Here is an 18,230-nt window from a genome sequence, read left to right as displayed (position 1 = left end):
CGCAGAGGGCAGACCTAGAAGCAAACTTCTTCGTCGCCAGCGGCGCACCGCCCTCGTTCGTGGGCCGTATATAGTCGGACCTCCCTCGACGCGTCAACACCGATTTCCAACTTTTTTGAATTTTTTGCGACGAATTTTGCGAAGCGCCTTTTCGGTAGCCGACTGCCCTTGCGGCAGCCCTTGGGTCATCCACAACGAGGCCCTATTGCCGCCGCATTGGGGCGTGAAACCGGCCCGTACAAGGAAGGCGCGCGCGTATGCGCGAGGCGCCCCAGGACAGACGACCGCAACAGACGACAAGAGCGCCGCGCGCAGAACGCATGATTGGGGATATCGGCCCCGGCCTGCCGTTTCGTTGACTTCAACCGCCGTGACAGGCAAATGTCATGGCCGCAACGATAACGACAAGCCGTTCGCCCGGGGAAGAAGCAGCCTTTCTGGATGCCAGACACGGAAGATGTCATAGCCGAACTCGGCAACGAGCCGCCGCTGATCGCGGACGGCCGCAGCGGTCCGCCCGACCGCCGCGAGGTCTCGGCCCGCTGGCTGTCGGGCACGTTCCTCACCGGCGTTACGTCGAGTGTCTTGATGGGCGTGGCCTTGTTCGCCGCCCTTGATGGCCGCCAGCAATTGGCGACCCCGCCGGAAATCGCCGAGCTCATCGGCCTTGCCGGTGACGGCGACGATTCCGGCGAGCAGGCAAAGACCACAAGGCTGGTAGCACCCCGCCAGATCGCCCGGGCCAAGGATCGGCGCCGCATGGAAGTATCGATGGTCACCAAAGTCGGCGACCGCGATGTTATCCACACCATGCCGTTCGTGCAGATCAAGATGGCCTTGGCCGCCGGCCACACCACCAACCGCCCCTACCCGCCATTCGACCCGATGCAGGTGTTCGGCGACGACGGCGACGACAATGCGCAGCCGGCAACGGCCACCGCGGCCGCCGGACAGATCTACGGCGCCAAGGTCGAAAGCGAGATGAGCCTGAAGACGGTCGATTTTCCGATCGAGACGGCTTCCTTCGACGAAAAGAGCGACCTTTCCGCCAATGAGGTGGAAAAGGTGGTGCGGGACGCCAGCAACGGCTTGAGCGACGGCGCCGTTCAGGTCGCCGCGCTGCATTATGTCGACCCGCAGCGATTCGGCGATGCCTTCGCCGAATCGATGGCCGGCTCCTACGACGTGAAGATCACGCAGGAAAATGTTTCGGTGGCGCCGCGCGCCATGCAGGACGATCAGGCGCCGGCCTTCGCCGAGGAGATCATCCCCTTCACCAGGGATACCGACATCGCCGAGGCCTTTGCCGATTCGGGCTACACCGGCGATGACGCGACTGGCATGGCCGAGGCGATCGGCAAGCTCTTGAACGCCCCGGCGCTGAAGGCCGGAACGGTGCTGCGCGTCGGCCTCGAGGTGCGCGGCGACATAGCCAAGGTCGTGCGCACCAGCGTCTATGACAAGACCACGCATATCGTGACCATCGCGCTCGACGATCGCGGCCAGTATGTGCCGGCGCAGGAGCCCGAGCCAAATCCCGAGCTTTTGACGGCGTTCGATGATTCGCAGCCCGTCGTGGTGCGCGGCAACCTGCCCAATGTCTATGACGGCATCTACCGCACCGCCTATTCCTACGGCATGTCGAAAGCGATGACGCAGAAGCTGATCAAGCTGCTCGCTTCCGAGGTGGATTTCCAGTCGCGGCTCTCGCCTTCCGACCGCCTCGAAGTGCTGTTCTCGCAACCTGACGGCGACGACCAAGCTTCCGACGGCTCCGAGCTTCTCTACGTCTCGTCGACCTTCGGCGGACAAACACGCAACTTCTATCGCTTCCAGATGCAGGACGGCAGCGTCGACTATTTCGACGAGAACGGCAGCAGCGCCAAGCAGTTCCTGCTGCGCAATCCGCTGCCCAATGGGCGCTTCACCTCCGGCTTCGGGGCACGCCGGCACCCGATCCTTGGCTACGTCCGGATGCACACCGGCACTGACTGGGCAGCGCCGATCGGCACGCCGATCATCGCCGCCGGCAACGGCGTCGTCGAGAAGGCCGGCTGGGCCGGCGGCTACGGCAAGCAGATCATCATCCGCCACGCCAATGGTTACGAGACCTCCTACAACCACCAGAGCGCTTTCGCCAAAGGCATCGAGGAAGGCGTTCATGTCCGGCAGGGGCAGGTCATCGGCTATCTCGGCCAGACCGGCCTCTCTACCGGCCCGCACCTTCACTACGAACTGATCGTCAACGGCACCAAGGTCGATTCGATGCGCGTGCGCCTGCCGGTCGGCAAGGTCTTGAAGGGCGACGATCTCGTCGCCTTCAAGAAAGAGCGCGAGCGCATCGACGATCTTCTGAAGCAGGAAGACGGCAATGCGCTGAAGGTTGCCAGCGCCAAGACTGATTCGCAGCTTCCGAACTGAGCCGTTCCGGAACCGCTCTACCTCTTTGTTTCGACGCAATAGCGGACGGAAGGCTAGGGCGAAGTCGGCTTAACCGCTCCCACTTTGCCTCGGATTGCTCTAGCTAATCGCGCGAATCGTCTGTCTGCCGCGGCCATGGCGATGCCTGTCCGGGTACTGTGAACCAGGCGGTGAGGGAAGCAAGCACGCAAAGGAGAGCCGTGACCGCCGCGACTGCGGCGAACGCCGAATCGCTTGCCGCGACCCTGGCCGCGTCGAGACTGGCGGCAAGTCCGGATGCGGGCGGCTCGCCGAAACCGGGCATGCCGGGGGCACGGCCGGTCATCCGCGCATAAACCCAGGCCGCCAGCGAGCCCATCGCCGCCACCGCAATCAGGCCGCCAACGCGCGAGACCGCATTGTTGATGCCGGAAGCTGCGCCGGTATCTTTGTCCTCGACGGACGTCATGACCGCGGTCGATAGCGGCGACACGACCTGCGCCATGCCGAGCCCCATCAGCGCCATCAGCGGAAAGGTCCCGGCCCAGAAATGGTGGATGCCGAAATGAGCAAGCAGCGCGAGCCCGCCGAAGGCGACGGCGACGACCATGCTGCCGCTGGCGATCGGGAAACGCGGACCGATCCGATCCGACCACTGGCCGACCGGCCCCGACAAAAGCGCGATCGACGCCGACAGCGGCAGGAAGATAAAACCGACCTCGGCCTCGCTTAGTCTCCAGCCGGCGATCAAAAGCATCGGCAGGTAGAACAGATCGGCCGACAGCGCGAAATAGAGGAAGAACGTCGCCAGATTGGCGCCGGCAAAGGCCCTGGCCCGGAATAGGCCGAGATCGATCATCGGATCGCGCTGCCTGAACTCGTAAAGGATGAAGACGAAGAGCAGAACCACACCGGCAACGATCGCAGGTGTCGACAGCATTCCGCCGCTTTCAGCATTCATGGCCGTCAGCCCGTAGGCGAGCAGGCCGAACGCAAGCGTCGCCAGCCCCGCGCCCCCAAGATCGAGGCTGCGTTTTTCGGTCGGCTTATCGGCCGGCACCTTGGCCAGCAGCAGATAGATCGAGATCAGTCCAAGCGGCAGGTTGATGGCGAAGATCGCGCGCCAGACCCCATTGCCGAAAGTCGTCAGGACGAAGCCGCCCAGAACGGGACCGAGCGCCGTGGTCAGCGCCGATGCGGCGGCCCAGATGCCGATCGCCCGGCCGCGCTCCTTCTTCGGATAGGCTTTGGCGATGATGGCAAGGCTGCCCGGCACCATGATCGCCGCGCCGATGCCCTGGATGGCGCGGAAGGCGATCAATATGGCCGGATCCGGCGCCACCGCGCAGGCGAGCGAGGCGGCGATGAACAGCGCGATGCCGGTCACGAAGGCGCGCCGCAGGCCAAACCGGTCGCCGGCAGCGCCCCCCGCCAGGATGAGCGCCGAGAGCGTCAGCGCATAGGCGTTGGAAATCCACTGCGCCTCGGCCAGGCTGGCGCCGAGATCCGCGCGCAGCGCCGGCATGGCGATCGCCAGGATCGACCCGTCGATGAAACCGAGCGCCGAAGCGAGGATTGCCGCCACCAGCACGAATTTTCGCCGCGCCTGAGGACAGAACGTACCGTTCGCCCGCGCGGGCGAATGCGAATCGGCAGTGGTTTCGTTCGCGGATGACATGAATCTCTGCTTAGCCCTCCGGCCGTTGCGCAACAACAAGCCAGAGCATCGCTGTTCTTGAAACCAGATGACATTGGAGCATGCCGAAACTGTGAAGCGGTTTCGGCGACATCTATCTCTTTTGACCGGAGCCCCATGGGAGACGCCAATCCTGATGCAAACCGCCGATCACGTGCTAGGTTCCAACGTTGCGCGTGAAGGAAGGGGGAAGCCATGAAGCGACCGCTCGAACCGTCGGCGGAAGGACGCGGACGCATCGTCGGCATAACCGACGGCGTCTTCGCCATCGCGTTGACCCTGATCGTGCTGGAGATCAGGGTGCCGCCGCATGAGGCTGTGCATTCGGAAGGCGAACTCCTTGCCGCGATCCTGACGCTGGCGCCACGCTTTCTGACCTATGCGCTGAGTTTCCTGACGCTGACCATCTTCTGGTTCGGCCAGCAGGCCCAACATGGCTTGATCGCAAAGTCGGACCGCAGGCTCGCGACATTGAACCTGTGCTTTCTCGCCTTCATCGCCCTGCTGCCCTTCTCGACCGACCTCCTGGCCGATTTCCTCGAGTTCAGGATCGCGGTGCTGGTCTACTGGCTGAATCTGCTGATGCTGGGCGGCACGCTGTTCGCGAGCTGGTGGTATGCCGACAAGAACGGCATGATCGCCGAGGATGTCGATGCGGAGACGCGACGCACCGTCTATAATCGCATCGTCAAGGCGCAGATCCTGTGGGCGGTCGGCGCGGCGCTTTGCCTGATCACGCCGCTGCTCAGCATAGGCTTCATCCTGCTGGTGCAGCTCATCTATGCCGCGGCGCCGCGAACCTTACTGCTGCGTAAACTCATCGGTTGAGGTCCCGCCGACATCCGCGATTGTTGATCCGCCGACGAACTCCACGGTGACGCCCGGCGACACCAGCTTGGCAAGCTCGCGTGCATCCCAGTTGGTCAGGCGCACGCAGCCATGGCTCTCGGTCTTGCCGATCTTTGAGGGATCGGGCGTGCCGTGAATGCCGTAGGTCGGCTTGTCAAGCGCGATCCAGACCGAGCCGACCGGACCGTTCGGTCCTGGCGGCACGGTCAGGATCTTGTCGTTCTGGCCCTGCTTGAAATTGATGTTCGGGTTGTAGGTGTAGTTCGGGTCGAGCGCGATGCGCGAGACGGCATGGATGCCGGTCGGCGACGGCGTGTCGGCCGAGCCGATGGTCGCCGGATAGGCCGCGACCAGCTTGCCGCTGCCATCATAGGCGTAGACTTCCTTCTTGGTCTTGTCGGCGATGATACGCGTTACCGGCGTCGAGACCAGCTTGCCGAAATTGGCGACCTTGATCATCGTGCCCGGGCGATTGAAGTCCACGCCCTTGTTGATCGACTTCAGGTAGGTCTCGTCCATGTGGAAGCGTTCGGCCAGCGCTTCGGTGACCGAGGTGTAGCACATGCAGTTGAGCTTGGCCTTCTGGCTGTAGTCCTCCGGTATCGAAGCGACGTAAGGGCCGGCGACATCTTCCGGCGTGATCGTGTAGGAGGCGAAGGCGTCGCCGCCCGACTTGGCAAGCGCCGCCTGGATGCCGACTGCATCGGTGGATTTCAGATTGGTGCCGTTTATTTCGTTGTAGGCGGCCAGCGCCTTGTCGACATTCGAGCCGAAGCGCCCGTCGATCACGCCCGGCGAAGCGCCGCCGCGATCGAGCAGCACCTGCAGCGCGGCAACGTCCTGGCGCACCCCTAGCGACAGCGACGGATCGACCGCGGCCTTGCCGCCGGTGTCCGGCGGCAGCGACGGCTGGGCGTCGGGATTGGTCTGAAGCACTTCGCCCTGGCCCGGCTGCTCCGGGTCGATCGACGCTTCGTTCAGCGGCTGGCGCTTGATGGTGTCGGACTTCGGCGACTCCGGATAGGTGGTGGCGTAGCCTTCATCATTGTTGGGCGCCGGCGGATAGGCATCGACGGAATTGTCGTCGTATTCATCGACCGGCGGCGGGATGACACGGCCGTTCTCTTCCAATTGCCGACGGCGGAAGCGCGCCATGTCCTCGGGGTTGTCGAGATAATAGCGGTCGTCGTCCTCGGCCGGCGCGCGGCCCAGTTCCTGCATGCGCAGCTGCCGGCGAAGCGCGCGGCGATCGAGCCTACTCCCCGGCGGCTGGATGGCGATCACCTTGCCGGTGTCGGCATCGACCAGCACGCGGTTGCCCCTGGCGTCGTAATAGATGTCGATATTGCCTTCCTGCGCCAGCACCAGCGCACCGCGCTCGGCCGGACGCGCACTCGGCCCACCGTCCACGCCCGGCGTGGCGAACGCACTGGAAGACACCAGCCCGGCCGCGAGTGCCGAAAGGGAAAAGATCAAGCGCAGCATGGGGTCTAGCTCTCCGGTCGACGAGGCTCCTGGCGGGCGAACCTTTGCCAGCAAACCAGTTACCCAGACTAAGGTTCCAATATGAACCGGGCATGAAGATGGCGGTTTTCCGGTGCCTCGAGGAATATCCGCTGGTGCATGTCAGGCAAAAGTGCGCGGTTTGCGAGAACGACATGCATAAGATCCTTAGGGCGCGGCAAGCCCCAATTCCTTGCGCGCCTGTTTGGTCAGCTTGCAGGCGACCAGGCGGTGGCTTTCGCGCAGATAGTCCTCGAGCGCCGCATCATCCATGCTTTGGCTTGTCTGACGCTGGATCCATTTCATGCCGCGCGAGGCAAGATAGGGCGCCGGCCGGCAGCCCGGCTGATCCTTCAGCACATCATAGGCCATCTCGGAACATTTGAAGGTGACGAAAAGCTGCCCGCCCTCGTTCCAGCCGCCGATGGCGAACACCTTGCCGCCGACTTTCCAGACATGGGCGCCGCCCCACTGAACGACATGCGTCGTGGCGGGCAATGACGCGCAGAAGCCGTTGTAATCGTCGAGCTTCATCGAGTTCTTCCCTGTCATCCGAATCGGCAGCTGATTATGCGCAGTCACTGACAATAAAAAAGCGCGCCGCACCAGTCCGGTGCGACGCGCTTCGCGTTCATTCAAGCTCGCCCGAATCAGGCGGCGGCCTCCGTCGCCACCACGGTCGGCTTCGAGCGGAAGTTCAACCGGTCGGAGCCCGCGGTGACCTTGACGGTCGAACCGTCGAGGATCTCGCCGAGCAGGATCTTCTCCGCCAGCGGGTCCTGCAGCTCCTTCTGCATCACCCGCTTCAGCGGCCTGGCGCCGTAAGCCGGATCGTAGCCCTTCGACGCCAGCCACTCGATCGCGTCATGATCCAGCGCCAGCGTGATCTTGCGATCGGTAAGCAGGTTCTCCAGCCGCTTGAGCTGGATCTCGACGATACGGTCCATATCCAGACGGCGCAGCCGGTGGAACAGGATCACCTCGTCGACGCGGTTGAGGAACTCCGGCCGGAACGAGGCCTTCACCACGGCCATCACTTCGTCGCGCACGGCGTCGACATCCTGGTCGTCGCCGAGATTGACCAGATATTCGGCGCCGAGGTTCGACGTCATGATGATCAGCGTGTTGCGGAAGTCGACCGTGCGGCCTTGGCCATCGGTCAGCCGGCCGTCGTCGAGCACCTGCAGGAGCACGTTGAACACGTCCGGATGTGCCTTCTCGATCTCGTCGAACAGCACAACCTGATAGGGCCGGCGCCACACCGCTTCGGTCAGCGCACCGCCTTCCTCATAGCCGACATAGCCGGGAGGCGCGCCGATCAGCCGGGCGACGGAGTGCTTCTCCATGAACTCCGACATGTCGATGCGCACCAGCGCGGTCTCGTCGTCGAACAGGAAGCTGGCCAGCGCCTTGGTGAGTTCGGTCTTGCCGACGCCGGTCGGTCCGAGGAACATGAACGAGCCGATCGGCCGGTTCGGGTCCTGCAGTCCGGCGCGGGCGCGGCGCACGGCCTTGGACACCGCCTGCACGGCTTCGCCCTGGCCGACGACCCGCTTGCCGATCTCGTCTTCCATGCGCAAGAGCTTCTCGCGCTGCCCTTCCAGCATCTTGTCGACCGGAATGCCGGTCCAGCGGGACACGACATGCGCGACATGGTCGGGCGTGACCACCTCTTCCACCATGCCGGTCTTGCCGTCCTGCGCTTCGGCCTCCTTGAGCTTCTTCTCGAGCTCCGGGATCTTGCCGTAGGCAAGCTCGCCGGCGCGCTGGAACTCGCCCTTGCGCTGCGCGATCGCCAGTTCGTTGCGCGACTCGTCGAGCTGCTTCTTCAGGTCGGCGGCAAGGCCGAGCTTCTGCTTTTCGGCCTGCCATTTCGCGGTCAGCTCGCTCGATTCCTCCTCAAGGCTGGCGAGTTCCTTCTCCAGCCGGGCAAGGCGGTCCTTCGAGGCCTCGTCCTTCTCCACCTTCAGTGCCTCGCGCTCGATCTTGAGCTGCATGATGCGGCGGTCGATCTCGTCCAGCGCCTCGGGCTTGGAATCGACCTGCATGCGCAGCCTGGACGCCGCCTCATCGACCAGGTCGATGGCCTTGTCCGGCAGGAAGCGGTCGGCGATGTAGCGGTTGGAAAGCGCCGCCGCCGACACCAGCGCGGAATCGGAGATGCGCACCTTGTGGTGCTGCTCGTATTTCTCCTTCAGGCCGCGCAGGATCGAGACGGTGTCCTCAACCGTCGGCTCGTCGACGAAGACGGGCTGGAAACGGCGGGCAAGGGCGGGATCCTTTTCGACATGCTTGCGGTATTCGTCGAGCGTGGTGGCGCCGACGCAGTGCAGCTCGCCGCGTGCAAGCGCCGGCTTCAAAAGGTTCGACGCGTCCATCGCACCGTCCGCCTTGCCGGCGCCGACCAGTGTGTGCATCTCGTCGATGAACAGGATGATGTTGCCGCTGGCCGAGGTGACCTCGTTGAGCACGGCCTTTAGCCGCTCCTCGAACTCGCCGCGATATTTGGCGCCGGCAATCAGCGCGCCCATGTCGAGCGCCATCAACTGCTTGTCCTTCAGTGATTCCGGCACGTCGCCATTGACGATGCGCAGCGCCAGGCCCTCGGCGATCGCCGTCTTGCCGACGCCCGGCTCGCCGATCAGCACGGGATTGTTCTTGGTGCGCCGCGACAGCACCTGGATGGTGCGGCGTATCTCGTCGTCGCGGCCGATGACCGGGTCGAGCTTGCCGGCACGGGCGTCGGCGGTCAGGTCGCGCGCGTATTTCTTCAGCGCGTCATAGCCCTGCTCGGCGCTAGCCGAGTCGGCAGTGCGGCCCTTGCGGATATCGTTGATGGCCTGGTTGAGCGCTTGCGCGGTCACACCTGCCTTGGACAGAATGTCGGCGGTCTTGGCCGACTTCTCCATGGCGAGCGCCTGCAGCAACCGCTCCACGGTGACGAAGCTGTCGCCGGCCTTCTTGGCAAGGTCCTCGGCGGTGGAAAACACCTTGGCGAGAGGCTGGGCCAGATAGAGCTGGCCATTGCCGCCTTCGACCTTGGGCATGGCTTCGAGTGCGGCCTCGACGCCGAGCTTGACGTCGCGGACGCCGCCGCCGGCGCGCTCGATCAGGGACGCGGCAAGGCCCTCGTCATCGTCGACGAGCACCTTGAGTATATGTTCGGGGGTGAATTGCTGGTGATTGCGGGAGAGCGCCATGGTCTGCGCAGACTGGATGAAGCCGCGCACGCGCTCTGAGTATTTTTCAAGATTCATGCCTGTCTCCTTCCATCACCGGCCCGCTTTGCGGCACCGGATCAGATTGCGGTGACGGAACCCGCCCATGAGAGCCGAGCCCTGTTCAGCCGAGATATGGTGTATGGGCTGCGCTCGCTCAAGGCGCCTTGATGTCATCAAAGCAGAATATTCCAGGGCGCGCACAAACGAAAACGGCGGAGATCGCTCTCCGCCGTTCGCAATGCCTGAAATGGGGCCCGGATCAGTCGTTCGCGTCGGCGGCGACAGGCTCGCCGGGAGCTTCGCCGGCAACGGGCGTCGGCTCGCTGGCGACAGGCCCGATCGCCCGGTCCGCTTCCTCGGCCGGCCTGGCGCCGGCGGGGTCGCCATTGCCCGCCGCGTTGCGCGTTTCGTTTGAACTTTCGGGGCTGCCGGCTTCGGGGTTCAAGCCCTCCGGCTGTTTGCCCTGCTCGTCACTGCCGGCCTGCTCGGCATAGCTGCCGCGCTGGCGCCGCGGACGCCGTGGCCGGCGACCGCCATTCGCGGCTTCGTTGAGCTCGGCCTGGGCTGCGAGCGCGGCCGGCGAGAAACCGTCGAACTGCGGCGCCTGCTCACCCTGGGGTCCGGCCTCGCCGGCTGCCTCGGGCTGCGCCTCGTTGCGGCGGTTCTGATCGAACTGCTGGCCGCCCTGCTCGCCGCGCTGGGCGTTTTCGCCACGCTGGCCGCTCTGGCCGTAGCCGCCGTTGCGGCGGTCGCGATGCCGGTCGCGGCCGCCGTTGTCGCGCTGGTTGTTGTCGCGGCGATTGTTGTTGTCGCGGCCGCCTTCCGGGTTGTAGGCGAGTTCCGCCGGCGTCCCTTCGATCACTGGCTGCGGCCCGGAGCCGTTCGCCGGCGCCTCGGCGCCGCCGCTATTGCCGGCATTGTCGAACTCGTCGCGATCCTCATCGAGATCGTCGTCGAAGTCGTCGCGGTTCTGCGGGACGTTCTGGATCGGCATCTGCGCCTGTGCGGCGGCAATGATGCGATTGTAGTGTTCGGCGTGCTGGAGATAGTTCTCCGCCATTACTCTGTCGCCGGAGCTTTGCGCGTCACGGGCGAGTGTGGCGTATTTTTCGGCGATCTGCTGAGCCGATCCGCGGATCTTCACGTCCGGGCCGTTGCTCTCGTAAGTGCGGGTCAGGGGATTCGGCCCCTTGCGGTTGTTGTTGTTGCCACCGCCGCCATTGTTGTTGCGACCGCGCATGCGCCTGTTCTGCTGTTGTGGCCTCATTAGACTCTCTTCATAGTGAATTTTCGAAAAACTCTTCACGAACGGAGGCGCTCATGCAGCCAGCCGTTTCGTCTCTTCACCGGCGTTCGCCCGCATCAATTGCGTTGGCGCCACGTGCCATCCTGTTCCGGTTACATCACTTGCCGAATGATTCCCGCACGAAGCTTGGGCGTCGTTTGCGCAAGAAGGCAGCTATTTCCAAGGAAAACCGAATCGCTGGGAGCACTGCCTGCTTCGTCTCATCCGGTTGAGCCGGACCCTAGCTGCATTCCCTGGTATTGCCAAGCGGTTTTTTCGCACTGCATCAGGGCTTTCAACGCTCGAACACCAGAACTCTGTCATTGCCGCCGAGGTCCAGGTAGGCGCCGGCAAGCCTGTAGCCGGCTGCCGCGAAAATCCCGCTGACTTCGTTTTTCTGCGTGTAGCCGATCTCGACCGCTACCTTGCCTTGCGTTTCCAGAAATCCTGCCGCGCCGGCGGCGATGACCCTATAGGGGTCCAAACCATCCACACCGCCGTCCAGGGCCTGATGGGGATCGAAATCGCGGACCTCGTCCTGCAGATTTCCGATCTCTCGACTAGGTATATAGGGAGGGTTCGAGGCAATTGCATGGTAGCGGCCCGAAACTTTTTCGAACCAGTTGGAATGCGAGGCTTTGAAGCGCTCGCCAAGCCCCAGATCCTGGGCATTTCCGGTTGCAGTCGCCAATGCGTCGGGCGAAATGTCGACGCCTGTCGCGGTCGCCGCCGGAACGGCGCTGAGCAGCGCCAGCGCGATGGCGCCGGTGCCCGTGCCAAGATCGAGAATACGGCATTCGCCCAGCCTTTCGGCCGTTGCCCGGGCGAAGGGCAAGACGGCGTCGACCAGCGTCTCGGTGTCCGGCCGGGGCTCCAGCGTCTCCGGCGACAGCGACAGGCGCAAACCGTAGAATTCGCGGTAGCCGAGGATGCGGTGCACCGGCTCGCCTGCGACGCGACGCCTCAGGGCCGCTTCAACGGCCGAAAGCGCCGCCGAACCCACCTCGTGCCCCGGCTCGGCAATCGCCCGGGCGCGGGTCGTGCCGGAGAAATGTTCGACGATCAGCCGGGAATCGAGCGCCGGATCGTCGATGCCGGCGGCGGCCAGACGCTCGCGCGCCGCCCTGAGCAGCGGCCCTAGCGCGGCAGGCAGTCGATCAGCCATCGAGGCTCATATCGGCAAGCAGTTTAGACTGATGGTCGGCGATCAGCGCGTCGATAATCTCGTCGAGCTCGCCCATCATCACCCGGTCGAGCTTATAGAGCGTGAGATTGATGCGGTGGTCGGTGACGCGCCCTTGCGGGAAGTTATAGGTGCGGATGCGCTCCGACCGGTCGCCCGACCCGACCTGCGATTTGCGCGACGACGAGCGCTCCTCATCCGCGCGGCTGCGCTCGAGATCGTAAAGTCGGGCCCTCAGGATCTGCATCGCGCGCGCCCGGTTCTGGTGCTGCGACTTCTCCGCCTGCACCACCATGATGCCGGTCGGCAAATGGGTGATGCGCACCGCCGAATCGGTGGTGTTGACGTGCTGGCCGCCGGAGCCCGAGGCGCGCATCGTGTCGATACGGATGTCTTCCGCCCGGATCTCAATATCGACCTCCTCGGCTTCGGGCAGCACGGCTACCGTCGCCGCCGAGGTGTGGATGCGCCCGCCGGCTTCGGTTTCCGGCACGCGCTGGACGCGGTGCACGCCGGATTCGAACTTCAGATGCGCGAAGACGCCCTTGCCCGACACCGAGGCGATGATTTCCTTGTAGCCGCCGACCTCGCCATCGCTGGCCGATACCACCTCGAAGCGCCAGCCGCGCGAGGCGGCATAGCGCTCATACATGCGGAACAGGTCGCCGGCGAACAAGGCCGCCTCATCGCCGCCGGTGCCGGCGCGGATTTCAAGGATGGCGTTCCTCTCGTCGGCCGCGTCCTTGGGCAGAAGCAGGATCTGGATGTCTTTCTGCAACGCCTCGATGCGGCTCTCGACCTCTGGCAGGTCCGCCTCGGCCAGCGCCCGCATGTCGCCGTCGGTCGCCTTGTCGGCCAGCATCGCCTCGAGGTCCGCCTGTTCCTGCTCGGCGGCGCGCAACGCCCGGATCTTGCCAACCATCTCCTGGATGTCGGCATATTCCGAAGCCATCTTCACATATTGATCGGCGGCGGGTCCGGCCGACATCTGCGCTTCGAGCATGTCGAAACGCTTGACGACTTGATCCATACGGTCGCGGGGCAGGTTGATCATGGTCTTCGAACTTCGATGGAATTCACGTCAGGGCGAGTCGAAAATGGGGAGTTTCGAGAACCGGAGCGGAATGTACATTTGGGTACATGAGCACCGGAAGCGCAGAAAATCGCCATTTGCAGAACCGCCCTCACGTGAATCTAGAGCGGAATCGAACGATCGTCTGCAAAGGCCTGTAGCAAGGCCCGCATCGGCGTCCCCTGGCTGGGCGCCATCAGATTGTCCCTGAAGAAGTCTTTCAGTTCCTGCAGCGGCAGCTCCGTCAGCATCGCCTTGACCGGGCCGATCGAGGCCGGCGACATCGAGATCGACCGGAAGCCCAGGCCGATCAGCGCCATGGCCGAGATCGGCTTGCCGGCAAGTTCGCCGCAGAGCGTGACCGGCGTGTTGTTGCGCACGCCGGCATCGGTGATCGTCTTCAGCACCCGTAGGAACGGCGTCGACAGAGTGTCGAAGCGGTCGGCGAGCTGGGTGTTGCCGCGATCGACGGCCATGACGAACTGGAAGAGATCGTTGGAGCCGACCGAGACGAAGTCCACCGCCTTCATCAACTCGTCGAGCTGGAACAAGAGTGAGGGCACTTCCAGCATCGCGCCGAGCTTGAGGCTTGTGGGCAGATGATGCGCGAAGCGCGACAGATGCCGGACCTCGCGGTCGATGATCTCGCGCGCCTGCGCGATTTCCGACAGCTCGGTCACCATCGGCAGCATCAGCTTCAGCTCGCGGCCGCCGCATGCCTTCAGCAGCGCCCGGATCTGAGTTCTGAGCAGGCCGGGGCGGTCGAGCGTCAACCGGATCGCCCGCCAGCCGAGCGCCGGGTTCTCTTCCTGGATCGCGCCCTTAAAGTAAGGCAGCACCTTGTCGCCGCCGATGTCGATGGTGCGGAACGTCACCGGCTTGCCGCGCGCCGCCTCGAGCACGTCGCGGTAAAGCCGCTCCTGAGCCTCGGCGCGCGGGAAGGTCGAGGCAACCATGAACTGCAATTCGGTGCGGAAGAGTCCGATGCCAGCGGCGCCTGACTCGGTCAGCTGCGGCAGGTCGACGGCTAGACCGGCATTCATCAGGAGATCGACCGGAACTCCGTCCTTGGTCAGCGACGGCTTCTTGCGCAGCTCGCGGTAGACTTCCTGCCGCCTGGCCCGGAAGCGGACTTTTTCGGCATAGGCGGCCTCGAGGTCCGACTGCGGTCGCAGGTGGATGATGCCTTCTTCGCCGTCGACGATGATAGCATCGCCGTTTTCCGCCATCGACACCGCGCCCTTCATCTGGCCGGCGACAGGAATGCCCATGGCGCGCGCGACGATGACGACATGACTGGTGGCGGCGCCGTCCTCCAGCACCAGGCCACGCAGCTTGTCGCGCGGATAGTCGAGCAGTTCGGCCGCGCCCATCGAGCGGGCGACGATGATGGCGTCCTTGGGCAGCGAGGTCGCGACATCCTCCGGGCCACGCCCCATCAGCTGGCGCAGCAATCGGTTTGCGAGGTCGTCGAAATCGCTCATCCGCTCGCGCAGATAGGGGTCTGTCATGTGCAGCATGCGGGCGCGCATGTCGCTCTGCACCTTCTCGACCGCTGCTTCCGCCGTCAGGCCGTTGCGGATCGCCTCTTCCAGCCGGCGCACCCAACCGCTGTCATTGGCGAACATACGATAGGCCTCGAGCACCTCGCGGTGCTCGCCTTCGAAGGCGACCTCGCGCCGCTCCAGCATGTCGTCGATGGAGAGCCTGAGCGAGCCGAGCGAGGACTGCAGCCGGCGCACCTCCTCCTCGCTGTCCTCGTTGAACAGGTTGGTGACGACGATGCGCGGCTCGTGCAGCACGACATGGCCGAGCCCGACGCCTTCGTTGAAGGAAAGGCCGGTGAAGCTCACCGGGCGGCGCAGGTCGAGCTCCAGCCCAGGCCGGGTGAGGCGCGCGAGATCGCCGGTGGCGATCATTTCGGCGATCACCATCGCCGTGGTTTCAAGCGCCTCGACCTCGTCGTCGCGATAGTGGCGCATGGTCTTGTTCTGCACCACCAGCACGCCCAGCGTGCGCCCTGCCCTCAGCACCGGCACGCCGAGGAAGGAATTGTAGATCTCTTCGCCCGTCTCCGGCAGGTAGGCGAAGGCCGGATGCTCCTGCGCGTTGGAGAGGTTGAGCGGCCGCGCGCTGGCGGCGATCGTGCCGACTAGGCCCTGCCCGAGCCTGAGCTGCGCCAGGTGGACGGCGTTGGGGTTCAGACCTTCGGTTGCGTAGAGTTCGAGCACCGAGTCCGCGCGCAGCACATAGAGCGAGCAGACTTCGGCGACCATGTTGGAGGCGATGTCACGCACGATGCGGTCGAGCCGCTCCTGCGGCTCCAGCGGCTCCTGCATGAGCTCGCGAAGCCGTTTGAGCAGAACGCGCGGGCCACTGGCCGTATCACGCATCGCGGCTTGTTCTCCAATGGGCATTCCGCCCGCCGCAGTTTCTCCCGCGGCCGGCGTTCACGCAACAACTGACTCAGTTCTTGCTATTGCTTATCGAGCCCGTAGACGGAATGCAAAGTACGAACTGCAAGTTCCGTATAGGGACCGTCGATCAATATCGAAATTTTGATCTCGGAAGTGGTGATGGCGCGGATGTTGATCGCCTTGTCGGCCAGCGCCTTGAAAGCGGTGGCGGCGACGCCGGCGTGGCTCCTCATGCCGATGCCGATGACCGAGACCTTCGACATGCCGGCTTCCGACTGCACGACGTCATAGCCGACTTCCGGCTTCAGCTTCTCCAGAACGGCAAGCGCCTTGTCGACATCGCCGGACGGCACGGTGAAGGTCATGTCGGTGAACTTGCCGTCCTCGGAGATGTTCTGGACGATCATGTCGACATTGATGTTGGCCTCGGCCAGCGGGCCGAAGATGCCGGCGGCGACGCCTGGGCGGTCGCCAACGCGGCGCAGCGAGATTTGCGCTTCGTCCTTGGCGTAAGCAATTCCGGTGACGACCTGCTGTTCCACGATCTCTTCCTCGTCGCAAATGAGCGTTCCGGGCGGATTGAGCAAATCCCCCATTCCGGGCGCATCGGGATCGTCGAAGGACGACCGCACGAAGGTACGCACCCTGTGTACCATGGCAAGCTCGACCGAGCGCACCTGCAGCACCTTGGCGCCGAGAGAGGCCATTTCGAGCATTTCCTCGAACGAAATCTTGGCCAGCCGCCGCGCCTTCGGCTCGATGCGCGGATCGGTGGTATAGACGCCGTCGACGTCGGTGTAGATATCGCAGCGGTCGGCCTTGACCGCCGCGGCGATCGCCACGGCGCTCGTGTCGGAGCCGCCGCGGCCGAGCGTGGCGATGCGGTTGTCCGGTCCGATGCCCTGGAAGCCGGCAATCACCGCCACCTGGCCCTCACCGAAACGCTTGACCAGGAAGGAGCCGTCGATGTCGAGGATGCGCGCCGCGCCATGCGCATTGTCGGTCTTGATCGGGATCTGCCAGCCCTGCCAGGACCGTGCATGGATGCCCATATTCTGCAGCGTGATCGCCAGAAGACCGGCCGTGACCTGCTCGCCGGAAGCAACAACAGCGTCATATTCGCGCGCGTCGTGCATCGGCGAGGCTTCGCGTGTCCAGGCGACCAGCTCGTTAGTCTTGCCGGCCATGGCCGAGACCACCACGGCAACGTCGTGACCGGCATCGACCTCGCGTTTGACATGACGCGCCACATTGCGGATGCGGGCGATGTCGGCGACCGAGGTTCCGCCGAATTTCATCACGATGCGCGCCATGGAAGCGAAATGCCTTTGACTGAAGCCGGTTCGAGGCCGGAACGAGAGGAAACGCCGGTTTAAGCCCGGCGCCGGAATGCGCGGCCTCCTTAGCCAAAACAGCAAGGCTTCGCAAGCGAGCGCGTCTGTCAGCGGTCCGGCACCGTCTATCCTGACAGAATCTTGTCGCCGATATGCCACACGATTGATGAAACGGCCCGTTGGAGATTGTCATGACCGAAATCCTGGAAATCGTCACCTTCCGCCTCAAGCCCGGCACCGAAGCCGGTTTTATCGCCAATGACGGGGCCAGACCGACTGGCTCACCCGGCAGCCGGGCTTCCTCAGCCGGCATCTCGGCCGGCGTGAGGATGGAAGCTGGGTGGACGGCGTGCGCTGGCAGAGCATGGAACAGGCCCAGGCGGCGGCCGACCGCATCATGGCCGAGATCGGCGACAGCGAGGCCATGCAGGCGATCGAGCCGGCCAGCGTCGCCATGAGCCATGCCAAAATTGTCCTATCGCGGAGGTCCGACACCCGCTCATACCTTCCGGCGGGCAACCGGCTCAGGCAGCGCTTTGCCATAGGCCCGGACAATCGAGGACGAAACCGGCCGACGAGACCGTCAGGATGGCCTCATAGCCAAAGGCCGGCGCGGCATAGGCGTAGCGGTTTTCGTCAAGCCGCCGATAGGTCTGGTCGAGGCGCGTGAGCCTGAGCTCGGGAAAAGCCAGGTAGGCGGCGGGAGCCGGCGTCGCCATGCCGATGCCAAGATTGAAGCGGCGGACCGCTACCAGGTTCGTGGCCGGCGTGAAGCCAAGGTCGATATCGACGAGGCCCGCGACCTCGGCGTGGCCCACGCCGTTCAGCATCCACTGGCCATCGGCAAGCCGCTCGATCTCGCAATGCAGCTCCTGCGCGCCGACAAAACCGTCGACGCACGCGGAGCGTGTGCTCCAGCCGACATCGCATTCCACCGCATAGGCGAGGCTGCAGGCCCTACCGTCATGGGCGAAGAGTGCATGGCCCTCGAGGCGCCAACCCCGGTCGGTCGCGCTGAGCAGGCAGGCATCATGGCCCTCAAGATCGAGACGGCGCCAGAGGATCGATGAGTGGGGTTGCATGATCGGGCCTCCTTCCTGGACATCATGCCTTCCATTCGTCCGACATGGCGATCGCGTTTCCGCGGCGGCCGGATCAAGCTGCCATGTGCTGACATCCGACGACAACCGGCATGCGCGGATGCTTGCTGGCAACGCGTGTGGCAGCAGCCGAAAACCCTGCCTTGACTTTTGGCGCCAAGGACCCGACT

Annotated in this window: 12 protein-coding genes; 2 read left to right on the top strand and 10 right to left on the bottom strand. The window is 64.3% G+C overall.

Annotated features, from left to right (window positions below; translation table 11 throughout):
• The first annotated feature begins 441 nt into the window (after positions 1 to 441).
• Positions 442 to 2,421, top strand: a complete 1,980-nt coding sequence (locus tag LB553_RS23450) for a M23 family metallopeptidase (RefSeq protein ID WP_224516670.1) — start codon at positions 442 to 444, stop codon at positions 2,419 to 2,421.
• Between the two features lie 103 nt (positions 2,422 to 2,524).
• Here the strand turns inward: LB553_RS23450 and LB553_RS23445 are convergent, their stop codons facing one another.
• Positions 2,525 to 4,078 carry an MFS transporter gene (locus LB553_RS23445; protein ID WP_224516669.1) on the bottom strand — a complete coding sequence of 518 codons (1,554 nt, stop codon included), beginning with the start codon at positions 4,076 to 4,078 and terminating at the stop codon, positions 2,525 to 2,527.
• A gap of 213 nt (positions 4,079 to 4,291) precedes the next feature.
• Between LB553_RS23445 and LB553_RS23440 the strand changes: the two genes are divergently transcribed.
• Positions 4,292 to 4,924 carry a TMEM175 family protein gene (locus tag LB553_RS23440; RefSeq protein ID WP_224516668.1) on the top strand — a complete coding sequence of 211 codons (633 nt, stop codon included), beginning with the start codon at positions 4,292 to 4,294 and terminating at the stop codon, positions 4,922 to 4,924.
• Here the strand turns inward: LB553_RS23440 and LB553_RS23435 are convergent.
• The 9 genes from LB553_RS23435 to LB553_RS23395 form a co-directional block, all read right to left on the bottom strand.
• Positions 4,898 to 6,430: a L,D-transpeptidase family protein gene (locus LB553_RS23435; protein WP_224516667.1), complete on the bottom strand. Its 1,533-nt coding sequence runs from the start codon at positions 6,428 to 6,430 to the stop codon at positions 4,898 to 4,900. The two genes, LB553_RS23440 and LB553_RS23435, sit on opposite strands and share 27 nt — an antisense overlap.
• Before the next feature lie 186 nt (positions 6,431 to 6,616).
• Positions 6,617 to 6,982 (bottom strand): MmcQ/YjbR family DNA-binding protein, encoded by a 366-nt coding sequence (locus tag LB553_RS23430; RefSeq protein WP_224516666.1) that lies wholly within the window; start codon positions 6,980 to 6,982, stop codon positions 6,617 to 6,619.
• A gap of 116 nt (positions 6,983 to 7,098) precedes the next feature.
• Positions 7,099 to 9,705 carry an ATP-dependent chaperone ClpB gene (clpB, locus tag LB553_RS23425; RefSeq protein ID WP_224516665.1) on the bottom strand — a complete coding sequence of 869 codons (2,607 nt, stop codon included), beginning with the start codon at positions 9,703 to 9,705 and terminating at the stop codon, positions 7,099 to 7,101.
• A 223-nt stretch (positions 9,706 to 9,928) separates the two neighbouring features.
• Complete coding sequence (locus tag LB553_RS23420) at positions 9,929 to 10,936, bottom strand: DUF4167 domain-containing protein (RefSeq protein WP_224516664.1); 1,008 nt, start codon at positions 10,934 to 10,936, stop codon at positions 9,929 to 9,931.
• Between the two features lie 313 nt (positions 10,937 to 11,249).
• Positions 11,250 to 12,119: a peptide chain release factor N(5)-glutamine methyltransferase gene (gene prmC / locus LB553_RS23415; protein WP_224516663.1), complete on the bottom strand. Its 870-nt coding sequence runs from the start codon at positions 12,117 to 12,119 to the stop codon at positions 11,250 to 11,252.
• The gene (prfA, locus tag LB553_RS23410) at positions 12,112 to 13,191 is read right to left on the bottom strand and encodes a peptide chain release factor 1 (RefSeq protein ID WP_224516662.1); all 1,080 of its coding nucleotides are present in this window, start codon (positions 13,189 to 13,191) and stop codon (positions 12,112 to 12,114) included. Before prfA ends, prmC begins: the two co-directional genes overlap by 8 nt.
• Positions 13,192 to 13,331: 140 nt before the next feature.
• Positions 13,332 to 15,602, bottom strand: a complete 2,271-nt coding sequence (ptsP, locus tag LB553_RS23405) for a phosphoenolpyruvate--protein phosphotransferase (protein WP_224516661.1) — start codon at positions 15,600 to 15,602, stop codon at positions 13,332 to 13,334.
• A gap of 83 nt (positions 15,603 to 15,685) precedes the next feature.
• A complete protein-coding gene (locus LB553_RS23400) occupies positions 15,686 to 16,939 on the bottom strand; it encodes an aspartate kinase (RefSeq protein WP_224516660.1) in 1,254 nt (417 codons plus the stop codon).
• Positions 16,940 to 17,484: 545 nt separating this feature from the next.
• Positions 17,485 to 18,042 (bottom strand): putative glycolipid-binding domain-containing protein, encoded by a 558-nt coding sequence (locus tag LB553_RS23395; RefSeq protein WP_224516659.1) that lies wholly within the window; start codon positions 18,040 to 18,042, stop codon positions 17,485 to 17,487.
• Positions 18,043 to 18,230: the final 188 nt, after the last annotated feature.

Origin of the sequence: Mesorhizobium sp. CA8, from assembly GCF_020164955.1 — a bacterium.
Lineage (GTDB): Bacteria > Pseudomonadota > Alphaproteobacteria > Rhizobiales > Rhizobiaceae > Mesorhizobium.
This window is presented reverse-complemented; position numbering and strand designations above follow the sequence as displayed.